This window comes from Candidatus Pelagibacter sp. uisw_138, from assembly GCF_059512485.2.
The window spans coordinates 258,217-274,707 of record NZ_CM183453.2 but is presented as its reverse complement, the minus strand read 5'-3'; the positions used below and the strand labels follow the sequence as shown (position 1 = coordinate 274,707).

The window sequence follows — 16,491 nt, the reverse complement described above, 5'->3', positions numbered from 1 at the left end:
TAAATATCTAAGCTGCCGTATCTTCGTACTCTTCCATAGATGGACATGTGCAAAACAAGTTTTTATCTCCATAAACATTATCTACTCTACCAACTGGAGGCCAATATTTATTTGTTCTTAAAAAATCTGAAGGATAAGCGGCCTCTTCTCTTTCATACTTATGATCCCACTTATTGGATGTTAATTCAACGTGAGTATGTGGCGCATTCTTCAATGGGTTGTCAGTCTTATCATATTTGCCAGACTGAATTTTATTTATCTCTTGTTTTATCTTTATAAGAGTAGAGCAAAACTTATCAATTTCACTCAAACTTTCACTTTCAGTAGGCTCAATCATCATTGTACCAGCAACAGGCCAGGACATTGTTGGAGCATGATAGCCAAAATCAATCAATCGCTTTGCAATATCTTCTTCTGTAATCCCTGTTTCACTTTTTATTGTTCTAATATCAATGATACATTCATGAGCTACATTGCCACTTTTACCCTTATACAAAATTGGAAAAGAGTCTTTTAATTTATGTGCAATGTAATTTGCATTTAGTATTGCAACTTGTGATGCTTTTCTTAAACCTTCAGAGCCCATCATCTTTATATACATCCATGAAATTGATAAAATACTTGAGCTGCCCCAAGGTGCTGCAGATACTGCTCCCATTCCTGTGACCGGGCCACAATCTTTAATTACAGAATGCTTTGGTAAAAATATTTCTAAATGCTTTTTACATGCTATTGGTCCCATGCCAGGTCCTCCACCGCCGTGTGGTATACAAAACGTTTTATGTAAATTTATATGACAAACATCTGGTCCAAAATTACCTGGTTTTGCAATTCCAACTAACGCATTTAAGTTTGCTCCATCCATATAAACTTGTCCACCATGATTATGAATTAATTCACAAATATCAGTTATTTTTTCCTCAAAAACACCATGTGTTGATGGGTAAGTAACCATAAGAGCAGCTAAATTTTCCGAATGTTCTTCAGCTTTATTTTTTAAATCTTCATAGTCCACGTTTCCATATTGATCACATTTCACAACAACTACTTTCATACCAACCATTTGAGCACTTGCTGGATTAGTTCCATGTGCAGAGCTTGGTATTAAACAAACATTACGATTTGTTTCACCATTTTTTTCATGAAATTTACGTATTACCATTAAGCCAGCAAACTCACCTTGAGCTCCAGCATTTGGTTGTAATGAAACTCCAGAAAATCCAGTAATTGACCTTAGCCAGTTTTTTAAATCTGTAAATAATTCCCTATAACCATCCATTTGTTCAACTGGAGAAAAAGGATGTGGCTGTGAAAATTCTTTCCAGGTAACTGGTATCATTTCTGAAACTGCATTAAGTTTCATAGTGCACGATCCTAAAGCAATCATGGATTTATTTAGGGCAATGTCAGAGTCTTCTAATTTTTTTAGATAACGTAGCATTTCTGTTTCTGAATGGTATCTATTAAAAACTGGATGATCTAAATAAGTTGAAGTTCTTAATAAATTTTTAGGAATATTAGACAAACTTTCATTCATAGATTCTTTAATTGTTTCTGAACAATTAAAAATTTTTAATAATTGATTTGCTCTATAAAGATTTTTTCTTTCATCAAAAGACACGGCTAACATTTCAGAATTTACTTTTCTGATATTTACTCCTTGATCTAAAGCATTTTTGTATATCTTTTCTGTTTTATCTAGAGTTTTTATTGTTACCGTATCAAAAAAATCATCTGAATAAAGTTCATAACCAGATTGTTTTAGTTTATCTGCAAAATTTTTAGTCAGTTGAGAGACACTTTCTGCGATTTTTTTAATACCTTGTGGACCGTGATACACAGCATAAGCTGCAGAGACTATTGCTAATAATGCTTGTGCAGTACAAATATTACTCGTGGCTTTATCTCTTCTTATATGCTGCTCTCTTGTTTGAAGTGCGAGTCTGTATGCTTTTTTTCCATGCTTATCTACCGAGACACCTACTATTCTACCTGGCATTGATCTTTTATACTCATCTTTTGTAGCAAAAAATGCTGCGTGTGGACCACCATAACCCATTGGAATTCCAAAACGTTGTGAACTACCGACTGCAATATCAGCACCTAACTCAGCAGGTGTTTTTAGTTTAGCAAGTGCTAACAAATCACATGCAAGAACTGCTTTTCCATTATGTTTATGTATTTTACTAATAGCCTCACTTGGGTCTTTTATATCTCCAAGGGTGCCAGGGTATTGAATAATACCGCATATAATATCTTCTTTAATATCTTTATCTTCGTCACCAACTATTATTTCTAAACCTAAAGGTTCAGCTCTTGTTTTAATAACATCGATAGTTTGAGGGTGACAATTTTTTGAAACAAAAACTTTTTTAGATTCAGACTTAGATATTCTATAACTCAATCCCATAGCTTCTGCTGCTGCTGTTCCTTCATCTAAAAGAGAGGCATTAGCAATATCCATTCCAGTAAAGTCAATTATCATTTGTTGAAAATTTAATAACATTTCCAATCTACCTTGTGCTACTTCTGGCTGGTAAGGAGTATAAGAAGTGTACCATCCTGGATTTTCTAAAATATTTCTAAGTATTACATATGGTGTATAAGTTCCGTAATAACCCATTCCTATAAAGCTAGAGTAAACTTTATTTTTTTTAGCTATATCTTTTAGTTTTCTAAGGGCTTTATATTCAGAGTTTGGATCTCCAATATCTAAGTCATCTTTAAGAAGGATTTTTTCTGGTACAGTGTCTTTTATTAAATCATCAAGACTTTTATAGCCTAATTCTTTAAGCATAACATTTTGTTCATCAACTGATGGACCTATATGTCTTTGTATAAAATCTTTTTGAGCATTTTTTAACATTTAACTACCACTTTCTTTTGAAAATTTTTCGTATTCTTCTTTATTCATTAATGAATCCATTTCAGACTTATCAGTAATTTTTAATTTAAAAAACCATGCATCATTTTCTGGATCGTTATTAACCTTTGCAGGATCATCAACAATTGCCTGATTGTTTTCGATAATTTCTCCAGATACAGGAGTATAAATATCACTTGCAGCTTTTGTTGATTCTACAACTCCTGCATTACCATCTTTAACAACAGAGGACCCTATCTCTGGTAGCTCTACAAAAACAATATCACCTAGCATTTCGGTTGCATGTTGTGTGATTCCTATAACAGCAGTATCTCCATCTAATTTTATCCACTCATGTTCTTTTGAATATTTTACTTCGCTCATTTGCTAACTCCTTTCACATAACTTTTTTTATAAAATGGCAAATTACTTATAAATGCCGGATATTTTTTTCCTCTCACTTCTAAAAAAACCTTAGTATCAATTTTAGAAAATGAATTTTCTACATAACCCATGGCGACTGGGGCTTGGACACTCGGTCCGAAAGTTCCACTTGTAATTTCCCCAATATTTTTATTATCTTCACTAAATATTGATGTTTTTTCTCTAGCTATAATTCTTCCTTCTGGCTTAATACCTACACGGATCTTACTTACCCCTTTCTCAATTTGAGATTTAATCTTTTCACATCCAATAAATCCACCCTCAAGAATTCTATTCTTTGATATTGCCCATTTTAAATTAGCTTCTACTGGGCTTTTATTAATATCCATGTCATGACCATACAAACAAAATCCCGCCTCTAATCTCAAGGTATCTCTGGCACCTAGTCCAATTAAACTGGCCCCTTCATCTAAGAGGTTTTGCACAAACATTTCTGCATCTTCATTTTTTATAGATATTTCAAATCCATCTTCACCTGTATAGCCTGATCTTGTGATATAAATATTTTCTTTAAGATAGTTAAATGTATCACCATTCATAAATTTTAAATCTGATACTCCATTGATTATTTTTTCTAATATTTGGACTGCTTTTGGCCCCTGTATTGCTATAAGAGATAATTCTTCACTTAAAATCATTTCATACTTATTTTCTAATAATTTAGATAAAAGTTTAAAATCTGTATTCTTACAAGCAGCATTCAATACAATGTTAAAACCGCCTTCAACTTTAGTGATAATCAAATCATCGTAAATTCCTGCTTCTTCATTCATTAAAAAACTATATTTTGACTGATTTAATTTAGCGTTACTCAATTCAGCTGGAAAAATTCTTTCAAGACTTTTTGCTAATGTGTCATCTCCTTTAATGAATAATTGACCCATATGTGATACATCAAAAATACCCGCATTTTCTCTTGTACTTTTATGTTCCTCAATAATTCCTTTAGAATATTGAATTGGCATTTGATAACCAGCAAATGGAACAAACTTAGCCCCATGCTTTTGGTGTAAATTGTAAAGTGCTGTTTTTATATTTTCCATATTAACTCACTGTACCCATCTGTATGTGTGCCTGAGAGTTTTATTCCGTCGGCGAGAACTTAATCTCTTTCCAGAGTTAATATGTTACGGTCCTTTTGCCTGAGAGATTCCTGGGTGGTTGCTCCTTCGGCGCTACGATAGTCTGTAGTCTCTCCCGTATACAACAATAATCTACCAGATGTATGTCAGAGTCAATTAATAATTTTTTCTTTTTTATTAGATAAAAGCAACGATGAAAACTGAAGTAAAACAGCAAATAGAATAATTGCACCTCCAATTAATGTAAATAATGATGCCCGTTCACCTGCAAATAAAAAAGCCCAAAAGGGCCCTAAAACAGATTCGGATAACATAATTACTCCAACCATTGCTGAAGGTGTGCTACGTGCACCAATGGTAATGAATATAAAACCAAAACCAACTTGGAAAAAGCCTGCTAAGAAACCTAAAAATATATCATTAGGTGAAACCATTAAACTATGTGAATAGTAAATACATACACTTAACCCTATTAAACATGAGCTTACACCAGCAACAAATTGAGCAGGTATCATGTCTACTGTAGGAAATTTTCTTACTATCATGATTAAGACTGCAAATGTGATAGGCATTGTAAATGCAGCTAAGTTTCCTGAAAGATTACCTGGTCTAAGATCATTGCCAACCATTAAAGTAACTCCTGTTATTGCTAATATTATTGAAACTAGAGTTATTGTTGAAATTTTTTCTTTTAAAAATAAGTAACCAAAAATTGCAAGAAATAAAATCTGTAATGAGATTATAAAATTAGTATTAGCAACTGATGTATTTGACATTGCATATACATAACCACAAAATCCGAATGATAATACAATGCCCCCAAAAAAACCTGGTAATCCAGATTTATAGAAAGAGCTTAAGGTTTTCTTTTTATAGGTAATTATTAGAAACGCTAAAACTGTAAGTGTAAAAAATAAAGATCTCCAAAAAAGAATTTGCCACTCTGTAGAGCCTTCAAATTTTTTTACAATAAGCCCACCAAAACTTAAACTTAAAGCTCCCATAAAAATCAGTAATGGACCTGGAATTTTATTAATTACATTCATTTAAATATCTTTTTGTATCTTCTGTGTATGCTTTAAATATATTCTGAGCTTCTTCAAGACTTACTTCCTTAAAGTTTATTTTTGTTCCAGGGGTTAATTGCCCAACTAAATCAAGATCGGCAGTAATAACTACACCAATCTTTGGATATCCTCCAACTGTTCCATGATCAGACAACATTATTATTGGATTACCATCAGCAGGTACCTGAATAACTCCTCTAACTAGACCTTCTGATTTGATGTTGGTGTTTTTTATGTTTTCTAATTTAGGACCTTTTAATCTTATTCCCATCCTATCAACAAGGTTCGTGATTAAAAAATCTTCATTAAAAAATTTGTCTATTGCGTCCTTAGAAAAATAGTCAAAATTTGTACCTTTAATAATTCTAATGATGTTATCAGTAGAATAATCAAAATTTATTTTTTTGTTTATTGAGTTTTTGATATCGATTTTTTTAATAAAAATTTTATCATTTAACGAATATTTTTTTCCATCATTTGGTCCAATATTTGCTTTGGTATTTATAGAATAGCTACCCCAGGTTTTTTCTAGATCAAAGCCACCATTAACAGCTAAATATCCATACGTAGAATTTTTAGTTGATATTATATCTACTTGATCCTCTTCATCTAAAAAATAACTTTTGTAACACTCGCCTTCTTCAACCTCTAAATTCTTTCTAATAATCTTAAAAAAAATATCTCCAGATATTGCAAAATTAATTTTTCCATTCTTTAACTTTAAAAGAGGGCCTTGGTATGCAAACTCTACTACAGGCTCATTTAATTGATTATCAACCAATCTATTTGATAATGTGTAATTTCTCTGGTCAATTGCACCACTTACTGCAATTCCAACGTGATATAAGTGATTTCTACCTTTATCTTGAATGGTAGTGTTAACCCCCGCTCTTAAAATTTCAAAATATGTTTTATTCATTCCAATTTAAATATTCTTCTTTTGTTATTTGATAAAAACTTACTTTATCGCCAGGATTAACTAGAGCTGGTTGAGCTAAATTTTTATCATCAAAAATTTTCTTTGGTGTGTTACCAATAATATTCCAACCACCAGGACTTTCAAAAGTATAAATATTTGCAAATTGTTCTGTTATTCCTACCGATCCTTTAGGCATCTTTAATCTTGGTGTTTCCAATCTATCGCATCTAATATTTTCATTAAGATCTCCTAAAAAAGGCATTCCAGCGATAAAACCTGTCATATAACAAAAATATTCTTTGCCAAAATACAGTTCTAATATTTTATCTTTATCTATATTCAATTTTTCAATTAGCCTTAAAAAATCTAATCCATACTCATCATCACAACAAACTGGGATCTTAATTTTTTGATTATTATTTTTAATATCTCTATTAATAGTTAAACCTTCTATAAAATTTTTGATTTTTTTATAGTTGGTTATAGTTAAATCAAAACTAATGATTAATTTATTATAAGAAGGTGTTAAATTAGTTATTCCTTCAATCTTTTTATCTTTTATTAATTTTGATATATGGTGAAAATAATCTATGACACTTGCATTTATTGCTTCATTAACTTCTGAGCCAAAATCACAATATACAGCTGCATCACCAAGATTTGATATATTTTTAACCATGCCATGTTATACTCCAGACTAAAGAGTATGGAAATTAATATCAATTGTGATTTAGGAGAAAAATCTAAGTTTCATTCTATTAAGAATGATCCAGAATTACTTAATATTGTAAATTCTGCCAACATTGCGTGTGGCTACCATGCGGGAGATGAACAAACAATGGATATGGTTATTCAAATTTCAAAAAAAAATGGTGTTAGTATGGGTGCCCACCCTTCTTTTAATGATCCTGAAAACTTTGGAAGAAAAAGAATGAATTTAAATTCTTTAGAAATAAAAAAACTAATTTTTGGGCAATATGAAATATTACAAAAAATTGCTCAAAAATATAATGAAAACATAACCCATATTAAACCACATGGAGCACTTAATAATATGGCTTGTGAAGACTTAGAATTAGCCACTACGTTAGCAGTAGCTATTAAAGAAATTGATAAAGATATTATTTACCTTGTCCCAACTGGTTCACAAATGGAAGTTGCCGCGAAGAAAAATAGTATGAGAATAGCTTGTGAAATATTTGCAGATAGAAATTATGAAGATGACGGTAATTTAATCTCTAGAAAAAAGCCAAATGCTTTAATCACTGATCCAGATATTGCAAAGAAACATGTATTAAATATGGTTAAAAATCAGGCAATAAATTGTCTCAGTGGTAAACAAATACCTTGTGAAATTGACTCAGTTTGCATACATGGTGATAATGAAAGTTCATTAGCAACTGCAAAATCTATTAAAGATAATTTAGTTAATAATGGGTTAATATTAAAACCTTTAAATAAAATGAATAAATTTAATTAAAAAATGAAAAAATATATATATACTTTACTAATAATTATAGCACTTACTAATAATTCATTTTCTGCAGGGAGTAGTGATAGCAGTTCTTCTGGAAATAGCGGTGGCGATGAAAGAGATTCTGCTCCTAAATTATCAGACTACACAAAAGCAAAAAATTTGATTAAAGCTGCAAAAAAATATGAAAAAAAAGGCAAAACTGAAAAGGCTCAAAAAAGATATGCGAAAGCACAAAAACTTCTTTTAAAATCTAATGAGCAAAAACCGCTACAGGCAGATACTTTAAATTATTTAGGTTTTACTACCAGAAAACTTGGAGATTATGAAGGGGGTGAAGAATTTTACTTACAAGGCCTACAAATTGAGCCCGATCATAATGGAATAAATGAGTACCTTGGTGAGCTTTACGTGGCTACTAATAGAATGGATATGGCTAAAGAAAGATTAGAAGTTTTAAAAACCTGCAACTGTGAAGAATTTGATGAACTAAAAGAAATAATTGAAGGAACTAAAAAATCTAAATATTAAATTTATGCTCAATATTTAAAATCCAATTGAAGCTAGCTGCATGTAAATTGCAATACCCGTTGCCAACTTGGTCTCAAAAATAATTTAGACTAATACTATCGAAGGCGATCATTAATGTGGTCGCTTTTTTTTATTCATTAAATACTTTTTCTTGAATTATAATATTTATTTAATATTATAAAAAAATCTTGATTGAAGAATTCATAATTTTAACCCAAATCATCTTTATAGATATCATCTTAGCTGCTGATAACGCTATTATTATCGGTTTAATTGCCGCTAACTTTGTACCAAAAAATAGAAAGCAAATAATTCTCTGGGGTGTTGCTGGAGCTTTAATTTTTAAAATTATTTTTGCTCTTTTTGCTACTTATCTATTTGAATTTTATTATATTAAAATTTTAGGTGGGCTACTTCTAATTTGGATTGTTAATGATTTAAGGAAAGATTTAGTTGAAATGAAGAATAAGATTAAATCACCAGTAAAAAAATCAACAGAACCTTCATTTGTAAAAAGTATTTATAAAGTTTTATTTGCAGATATTACGATAAGCTTTGATAATGTTATTGGAGTGGTTGGTGCTGCAAAAGGTTATTTTGGCTTCATGATATTTGGTCTTATTTTGTCTGTAGTATTAACTGGGGCATTAGCTACTTATTTAGCAAATTATATTCAAAAACACTTATGGATAGCCTACATAGGCTTAGGATTTATTTTAATTGTGGCATTACAATTAATAATTGGTGGATTAAATGATTATGGTGTTTTATCAATTAACGAAACATTTAAACAATACTTTTAATTTAGTATGAATGTTTCTTGGTAGGAAACTTACTTGTAACTACATCTTTCTTAAACTTTAGTGCAGCATCATTTATTTGTTTTTCAATATTTGAATATCGTTTAACAAATCTAGCTTTCATTTTATTTAGTCCTATAAGATCATCTGTAACTAAAACTTGTCCATCACAGTGTACTGATGCTCCAATACCAATTGTAGGAACTTTAATAGTTTTTGTAATTTCTTTTGCCAATGAGCTTTCAACACATTCTAAAACAATTGAAAATACACCAGCTTCTTCTAAAAGCTTAGAGTCTCTTAAAATAATTTTTCTTTCTGCTATTTCTTTTCCTTTAAATTTAAAATTTGTTGCAGATTGTGGAAGAACACCAAGATGTCCCATTACTGGAATTTTATTCTTAATTAAAGATTTAATTATTTGAACGACTTTTTTACCACCTTCAAGCTTGATAGCATCACACTTTGTTTTAGAAATTATTTTTTTTGCATTACTTAAGGCTTCTTTTGGGTTTCGGTAAGTATTATGAGGCATATCTACTACCATTAAGCTTTTTTTAACACCCATTCTAACACTTTTAGAATGTTCAATCATCATATCTAATGTCACTTTTTTTGTAGAAGAAAAATTATAAAGTACAGAACCAAGGGAGTCGCCTACCAAGACAAGATCACAGTGCTTATCTATAATCGCTGCAATATTTTTAGAGTAAGCAGTAAGACTTATAATTTTAGATTTATTTTTTTTTTTAATAAAATCAATAATTTTATTATTCATTTTTACCAAATACCGTCATTTTTCATTGATGCCCACGGTTCTTTAATTTCTAAATTTCCTTCTTGTAAGATTTCTATAGAAATATTGTCAGGAGATCTTACAAACGCCATATGGCCATCTCTAGGAGGCCTATTAATTGTATAACCCATATCTTTAAGCCTCTCACACGTTTCATAAATATTTTCAACACGGTATGCCAAATGACCAAAATTACGAGATCCATCACCTAACTTGTCACCATCCCAATTATAGGTAAGTTCTAATTCAGCTTTTTCATCACCAGGTGCTGCTAAAAAAATTAAAGTAAACCTACCTTGCTCACTCTCCATTCTTCTAGTTTCAATTAAACCTAGTCCATTACAGTAAAAATTTAATGATTTCTCTACGTCAGAAATTCTAATCATGGTGTGTAAATATTTCATAATATCTTGTACTCTATAGTAAAGTATTACTCTAATTCAATGGTACTAGGTGGTTTAGAAGTAACGTCGTAGACTACTCTATTAATTCCACTAATATTGTTAATAATTTGATTAGAGATTGATTGCATGAAACCTTTAGGAAAATCAAAAAAATCAGCAGTCATTCCATCTTCAGATGTAATTGCTCTTAATAAACAAATATGTTCATAAGTACGATTATCTCCCATAACACCCACAGTTTTTACTGGTAGCAAAGCAGCGTAAGCTTGCCAAATTTTATCATATAATCCATGATCTCTTAGAGCTTTAATAAAATAATAATCTGCTTCTTTCAAAATTTTAATTTTTTCATTTGTTATAATGCCAGGCAATCTTATTGCTAAGCCTGGACCAGGAAACGGATGTCTGGAAATTATATCATTTGATAAATTAAGTTCTAACCCTAATTTTCTAACTTCATCTTTAAATAAAAATTTAAGAGGTTCTACTAATTTTAATTTCATTTTTTTGGGAAGGCCACCCACATTATGATGTGATTTTATTTTTGAGGTTTGACTACCTGTAACAGATTTACTTTCAATTAAGTCCGGATAAAGAGTGCCTTGAGCAAGAAATTGAACATTTTTAATTTTATTAGCATATCTTTCAAATATTTTAATAAATAGATTTCCTATAATTTTTCGTTTTTTTTCTGGATCAGAAACATTTGTTAATTTTGTAATAAATTCTTTTTCTGCATTAACATAAATTAAATTCATCTTTAATTTTTTCTTAAATGTATTAACTACTTGCGTTTCTTCATTTTTTCTTAAAAGACCATTGTTAACAAAAATACAAGTTAAATTTTTTCCAATTGCTTTACTTAACAATTGTGCAACGACACTACTATCGACACCACCTGACAATCCACAAATTACCTTGTTGTTACCTACCTGTTCTTTAATTTCATTAATTAATTTTAATTTTTGATCTTTCGAGGACCAATTTTTTTTAATTTTGCATACAAGAAAAACAAAATTGCGTAATAAAATTTTACCTTTATCTGTGTGTGTTACTTCTGGATGAAATTGCACACCATAAAAATTATCTTTAGTATTTTCAATTATTGTTAATTTAGAATTTTTTGTGGATGCTATAACTTTAAAATTTCTTGGCATTTTGGATACTTGATCAGCATGGCTCATCCAAACATTACTTGTCTTATCTTTATTAAAAAAATTTTTGGTTAAAATACTATTTGACACTTTATTTATAGTAGCAAGACCAAACTCTCCGTGTTTTGATTTTTTAACTTTACCTCCTAATAGTTTTGACAAAATCTGGTGTCCAAAACATATACCTAAGATTGGAACTCCTAATTTCAAAATTTTTTTATCAAATTTAAATTTATCATTTTCATAAACGTTAAGCGGGCCACCAGATAGAATTATCCCAGCAATATTTTCTTTTGTAATTTGGGTTATCTTTATTTTTTTGTGACTAACAATTTCTGAAAAAACCCCTAATTCCCTTACTCTTCTTGCAATTAATTGTGTAAATTGAGAACCAAAATCAATGATTAAAATTTTACTTAAATTATTATTAAGACTCATTTTTAGGTTCCGAATTCTTTAAGGATTCTAAAATAGAATTTTTTTTATTACATAATTTATTACAAATTTTAGAAAAATTATCTGCTAATTCTTTTACTTTGGAATAATTGGATCTTTTTAACTCTATTTCCATAAGCATATAATTTGCTTCTTCATTTTTAGGATTTAGTAAGAGCACTGTATCTATATTTTTTTGTTCTTCTTTTTTATTCTCTTCAAAATTATAAATTTTTGCTAAATATAAATATGAGTTTTGATCCTTCGGGTTAAAAACAATGCTTCTTTGAAATAAAAATTTAGATTCTTCATATTTCTGTTCGTCATATTTATTTTTTCCTTTTTCAAAAAAATTGTTTTCTGCTAAAGAATAGCTGCCAAAATTTAAAAACATAAATAGCACAATTGTTAATTTATTTATTTTTTTCATTAATACTTGCTCTCATTTTTTACTTCATCAATATTATGAACCATACTTTCATAAAAACCTGCTTTTGTTATTTTTACAAAATTAGGTTTATTTTTAAGATTTGGAACTTTTTTTGCACCTAGATAGCCCATAGATGATTTTAAGCCTCCAATTAATTTATAAATTATACTTTTAACATCACCTTTGTATTTTACAAAACCTTCTACTCCTTCAGGAACATATTTAGATATATCTTTTTGTTTGGTTTGAAAATATCTATCAGCTGAACCTTTATTCATTGCTCCAACAGACCCCATTCCTCTAAAACTTTTAAATAACTTACCATTTTTCTTAATTAGTTTTCCAGGCGTTTCTAGGCTTCCTGCAAACAAAGAACCTATCATTATTGCATCAGCACCTGCTGACAGTGCCTTAGCTAAATCACCAGAATATTTAATTCCACCATCTGAAATGATTTTTATTTTATTATTTTTAACACCTTTTTTAACAGCAAGTATTGCACTTAACTGAGGCACACCAATACCAGCAACTAGTCTAGTTGTACAGATTGATCCTGGTCCAATTCCAACCTTAACAATATCTACTCCTAATTTTATTAAAAATTTTGCAGCTTCTGCAGTTGCAATATTTCCAGCACATAGAGTTGTTTTATTTGTTTTTAATTTTTTTATAGCTTTAATAATTTCTGCAACTTTTTTGCTATGTCCATGGGCTGTATCAACAACAATTAGATCCACTTTTTCTTTTAAAATAGCTTCTGCCCTTTTAAGCTCTAATGGACCAGCTCCAACAGCCGCACCAACTAATAAGTTTAATTTTTTTACCTTTTTAATTTCGTCAATTTGTTTTTTAATATCAAGGTTTCTATGAATTACACCAATACCTCCAGCTTTAGCTATTGCTATAGCCATTTTACTCTCTGTAACCGTATCCATTGCAGAGGATAATAAAGGTACTTTTAATGTTAAATTAGATGATAATTTTGTGCTGGTATCAACTTCGGAAGGTAGAACTTCTGAGTATTTTGGTGCCAGTGTGACGTCATCAAAGGTGAGAGCTTCTTTTATAGGATCCATAATCATTTATATATGATTCCCTTCAAAAAAAAAGTCCCTATCTTAAGATTTTACAAATAATAAAACTTTCCTTAGATTCTTTTCTGCTAGACTTAGGTTTAAATACCTTTACTTCTTTGAATAATTTTTTGCCTAAGGCAACTATTTCGTTAAATGATGAGCCTAAAAAAACCTTAGAGACAAATCGTCCTTCTTTAACCAGCATTTCTTTAGAAAAATTCATGGCTTCCATCGCAAGTTCACCTGTATAAATTGCATCTATATCTTTTATACCCGTTGTATTAACGGCCATATCAGACACAACAACATCGACTTTTGATTTGAATAAGCCTTTTATTTTTTCTTGAGAATCTATATCAGTAAAATCACCTTTGATTTGAATTGTATTCTCAATTTCTTCCATACCTTTTATGTCGATTGAAACTAATCTTCCACTTTTTACTGTTCTTGAAATATATTGAGACCAGCTACCAGGCGATGCACCTAAATCTATTACTGATATTCCATTTTTTAATATCTTAAATTTTTCATCTATTTCTATTAATTTATATGCTGATCTTGCTCGATAACCATCTACCTGAGATTGTCTAACATAAATATCTCTTTTTTGTTTATTAATCCAATTTTTTGAAATTCTATTCTTTTTCAATTAATGACCAAACCTTAAACTTTTTGATAAAATTTTATTTTCTAAAGTTTTTATGTTTATCTTTACCTCTTTATGTAATCTCATATCTTTGTCACCATCCCAAATTCCAGAAGCAAGGTGTATTATACCTAATTTATGATTAGGCAGATAAGGCTCAACAAAGCTTTTTTCTTGTTCGTTAAATTTTGGTAAAAGATTACTAACTAACCAGTTGCAATTATGAGGCAAGAACTCAGTTTCTAAATCATCGATGTAAACAGACATATTAATAGCTAATTGTTCTGATCCAAAAATATTTCCAGCTTTTAATGTTTGTTCTAAATTTTTTTGCCATGTAACCCATCCAACTGAATTTTTTTCTAAAGAAAAAACACCAATATTAATGTGTGGAGCAAAGGCAAGTTTTCGCGCTTTATCTATTCCAATTTTTGATTTTATTGCATGTTTAAAGTTTTGAGATTTAATTATTGCGAGTTGTCCAAATATCCAATTAACTTTAGACATTATTTTATATCCAGGTGTAAAAGTTTGAGTAATTCCCAATTTTCCATTTTCACAAGCTTTAAAATAAAGTTCTATTGAATTCCAATCCCCTACCCAAGCGTCACAATCAATCCATAAGAATTTTTCATAACTAGGAAAATATTTTGGTAAAAAAGCTCTAGATACTTGACTCTTTAGCCACTCTCTTCCTTTTACTTTAAATTCCGGAACATCAATGTCCCATTCAGCTGATTTAATTTCGTCAACTTTTTTAGATAATATGTTTCTTTGTTGCTCGGACAAACCAGCATCTAAAATGCAGATTGCTGTATCTTTGCTTTTTTCAAAACTCTTAACAGAATCGACTAATTCATTAAGTAATTCAAAGTAATTTGAGTCAGCCAGAGATACAATTACATTTTTTTTCATCTACAATATGTCTTCAAGATCCTCATTATCATGATTTTCACCACTTAAAATTTTTTGTTTATAAATTTTTTGATAACTAAAGTATCCAAATGGAATTAAGCAAATATAGATTAATCCACAAATGACCAAAACTTTAAATGTATATATTAACAAAAGTCCAAAAAATAACACAACACCAAACAATGCAAAAATTGTCATACTACGTGGTATAGAAATCTTTTTAAAAGCAAATGTTGGAACTTTACTGATCAATAAAAATGAAATCAAAATAAAGAATGTTGGTACTACTATATCGTAGTTAATCTTTATTAAATTTATCTCACTTAGACTCAATATTAACGGCATCAATACCAAAATTCCACCTGCTGGTGACGGTACACCTTCAAAGTAATTATCTCTCCATGATGGCTCTAAATTTGAGCTCACGTTAAATCTTGCAAGTCGAAGAGCAACACAAACCACAAAAATCATTGTAAGTAACCAGCCAAATTTACCTAAATTATTTAAAGACCAGAAATACATTATAAAAGCTGGTGCTACACCAAAACTAATTAAATCTGCTAATGAGTCTAATTCTTTTCCAACCAAGGAAGTTCCTTTTAACATCCTTGCAACCCTGCCATCTAATGTATCAAAAATTGCTGCAAAAATAATAGCTATAATAGATAGTTCAAATTTTTCATCTAATGCAAATTTAATAGAACTTAACCCAATACATACATTTATTAATGTCAGCGCATTAGGCAAAAGCATTCTAGCTTTTTTATCTGATACAATTTTAAAATTATTTTTAGGTTGTTCCATAAGCTATCTTTTAGCTAATAGCGTTTCACCAGCAATTGTCTTTTGTCCTACTTTAACTAACGTTTCATAATTTTCAAAATAAACATCAGCCCTACTTCCAAATCTTATCATTCCAATTCTTTCACCTTGTTGCAAATTTTGATCCTTTGAAGATTCACATACAATTCTTCTGGCAATTAAACCTGCAATCTGAACAACAATAACGTCTTCTCCATGGCTATTCGTTATCTTGTAATAATTTCTTTCATTATCTTCACTTGCTTTATCAAGTGATGCATTTAAAAATTTTCCAGGCTTATAAAGTATTTCTGAAATTTTACCTTCACAAGGCGTTCTATTAACGTGACAATCAAATACGTTCATAAAAATACTAATCTTAGTGAATTTTCTATCTTCTAAACCTAGTTCTTTTGGTCCATCAGCCTCATGAACCATTAAAACCTCACCATCTGCTGGACTTGTTAGATAATTTTCATCATTTATTGAAATCCGTTCAGGATCTCTAAAAAAATAATAAACCCATATAGATAATACCAAACCAATTAACCCTAGCAAGGTACTGAGAAAGTATAAAAAAATTGTTGCGATAATAGCTATAGCTAAAAATTTGTATCCTTCAGAATGAATTTTTGGGAAAATTTTCTCTAACAT

At 29.9% G+C, this 16,491-nt stretch carries 18 protein-coding genes and 1 riboswitch; of the genes, 3 read left to right on the top strand and 15 right to left on the bottom strand.

Going from position 1 to position 16,491, the window contains the following annotated elements:
* Positions 1 to 7: 7 nt before the first annotated feature.
* The 6 genes from gcvP to AC5YGC_RS01385 all read right to left on the bottom strand — a co-directional run bounded on the left by gcvP (position 8) and on the right by AC5YGC_RS01385 (position 7,054).
* Positions 8 to 2,866: an aminomethyl-transferring glycine dehydrogenase gene (gcvP, locus tag AC5YGC_RS01410; RefSeq protein ID WP_496139887.1), complete on the bottom strand. Its 2,859-nt coding sequence runs from the start codon at positions 2,864 to 2,866 to the stop codon at positions 8 to 10.
* A complete protein-coding gene (gene gcvH, locus AC5YGC_RS01405; protein WP_271505016.1) occupies positions 2,867 to 3,247 on the bottom strand; it encodes a glycine cleavage system protein GcvH in 381 nt (126 codons plus the stop codon).
* Positions 3,244 to 4,350, bottom strand: a complete 1,107-nt coding sequence (gcvT, locus tag AC5YGC_RS01400) for a glycine cleavage system aminomethyltransferase GcvT (protein WP_496139885.1) — start codon at positions 4,348 to 4,350, stop codon at positions 3,244 to 3,246. Before gcvT ends, gcvH begins: the two co-directional genes overlap by 4 nt.
* Positions 4,351 to 4,427: 77 nt before the next feature.
* A riboswitch (glycine riboswitch) is annotated at positions 4,428 to 4,517 on the bottom strand.
* A 24-nt stretch (positions 4,518 to 4,541) separates the two neighbouring features.
* Positions 4,542 to 5,435, bottom strand: coding sequence for an EamA family transporter (locus AC5YGC_RS01395; protein WP_496139884.1), 894 nt, complete (start codon positions 5,433 to 5,435; stop codon positions 4,542 to 4,544).
* Complete coding sequence (locus tag AC5YGC_RS01390; protein WP_496139883.1) at positions 5,422 to 6,375, bottom strand: 5-oxoprolinase/urea amidolyase family protein; 954 nt, start codon at positions 6,373 to 6,375, stop codon at positions 5,422 to 5,424. Before AC5YGC_RS01390 ends, AC5YGC_RS01395 begins: the two co-directional genes overlap by 14 nt.
* Positions 6,368 to 7,054: a carboxyltransferase domain-containing protein gene (locus AC5YGC_RS01385; RefSeq protein WP_496139882.1), complete on the bottom strand. Its 687-nt coding sequence runs from the start codon at positions 7,052 to 7,054 to the stop codon at positions 6,368 to 6,370. Before AC5YGC_RS01385 ends, AC5YGC_RS01390 begins: the two co-directional genes overlap by 8 nt.
* A gap of 27 nt (positions 7,055 to 7,081) precedes the next feature.
* On the opposite strand from AC5YGC_RS01385, the gene AC5YGC_RS01380 reads away from it, so the two are divergent.
* The 3 genes from AC5YGC_RS01380 to AC5YGC_RS01370 all read left to right on the top strand — a co-directional run bounded on the left by AC5YGC_RS01380 (position 7,082) and on the right by AC5YGC_RS01370 (position 9,183).
* On the top strand, positions 7,082 to 7,855 hold the full coding sequence (locus tag AC5YGC_RS01380) for a 5-oxoprolinase subunit PxpA (RefSeq protein WP_496139880.1): 774 nt from the start codon (positions 7,082 to 7,084) through the stop codon (positions 7,853 to 7,855).
* 3 nt (positions 7,856 to 7,858) lie between these two features.
* Positions 7,859 to 8,380 carry a tetratricopeptide repeat protein gene (locus AC5YGC_RS01375; RefSeq protein WP_496139879.1) on the top strand — a complete coding sequence of 174 codons (522 nt, stop codon included), beginning with the start codon at positions 7,859 to 7,861 and terminating at the stop codon, positions 8,378 to 8,380.
* Between the two features lie 188 nt (positions 8,381 to 8,568).
* Positions 8,569 to 9,183, top strand: a complete 615-nt coding sequence (locus AC5YGC_RS01370; RefSeq protein ID WP_496139878.1) for a YjbE family putative metal transport protein — start codon at positions 8,569 to 8,571, stop codon at positions 9,181 to 9,183.
* Position 9,184: 1 nt separating this feature from the next.
* Here the strand turns inward: AC5YGC_RS01370 and panB are convergent, their stop codons facing one another.
* Genes panB through AC5YGC_RS01325 form a run of 9 tightly spaced genes read right to left on the bottom strand, consistent with a single transcriptional unit; the run spans position 9,185 to position 16,491 of the window.
* Positions 9,185 to 9,958, bottom strand: a complete 774-nt coding sequence (gene panB / locus AC5YGC_RS01365) for a 3-methyl-2-oxobutanoate hydroxymethyltransferase (RefSeq protein ID WP_496139877.1) — start codon at positions 9,956 to 9,958, stop codon at positions 9,185 to 9,187.
* A 2-nt stretch (positions 9,959 to 9,960) separates the two neighbouring features.
* On the bottom strand, positions 9,961 to 10,380 hold the full coding sequence (locus tag AC5YGC_RS01360; RefSeq protein WP_496139876.1) for a VOC family protein: 420 nt from the start codon (positions 10,378 to 10,380) through the stop codon (positions 9,961 to 9,963).
* 26 nt (positions 10,381 to 10,406) lie between these two features.
* On the bottom strand, positions 10,407 to 11,972 hold the full coding sequence (gene guaA, locus AC5YGC_RS01355; protein WP_496139875.1) for a glutamine-hydrolyzing GMP synthase: 1,566 nt from the start codon (positions 11,970 to 11,972) through the stop codon (positions 10,407 to 10,409).
* Complete coding sequence (locus AC5YGC_RS01350) at positions 11,962 to 12,399, bottom strand: tetratricopeptide repeat protein (protein WP_496139874.1); 438 nt, start codon at positions 12,397 to 12,399, stop codon at positions 11,962 to 11,964. The genes guaA and AC5YGC_RS01350 overlap by 11 nt, the downstream gene beginning before the upstream one ends.
* Positions 12,399 to 13,475, bottom strand: a complete 1,077-nt coding sequence (guaB, locus tag AC5YGC_RS01345; protein ID WP_496139872.1) for an IMP dehydrogenase — start codon at positions 13,473 to 13,475, stop codon at positions 12,399 to 12,401. The genes AC5YGC_RS01350 and guaB overlap by 1 nt, the downstream gene beginning before the upstream one ends.
* Positions 13,476 to 13,512: 37 nt before the next feature.
* A complete protein-coding gene (locus AC5YGC_RS01340) occupies positions 13,513 to 14,124 on the bottom strand; it encodes an SAM-dependent methyltransferase (RefSeq protein ID WP_496139871.1) in 612 nt (203 codons plus the stop codon).
* Positions 14,125 to 15,036, bottom strand: a complete 912-nt coding sequence (locus AC5YGC_RS01335; RefSeq protein WP_496139870.1) for a glycosyltransferase — start codon at positions 15,034 to 15,036, stop codon at positions 14,125 to 14,127.
* Positions 15,037 to 15,840 (bottom strand): CDP-diacylglycerol--serine O-phosphatidyltransferase, encoded by an 804-nt coding sequence (gene pssA / locus AC5YGC_RS01330; RefSeq protein WP_496139869.1) that lies wholly within the window; start codon positions 15,838 to 15,840, stop codon positions 15,037 to 15,039.
* A 3-nt stretch (positions 15,841 to 15,843) separates the two neighbouring features.
* A complete protein-coding gene (locus AC5YGC_RS01325) occupies positions 15,844 to 16,491 on the bottom strand; it encodes a phosphatidylserine decarboxylase (RefSeq protein ID WP_496139868.1) in 648 nt (215 codons plus the stop codon).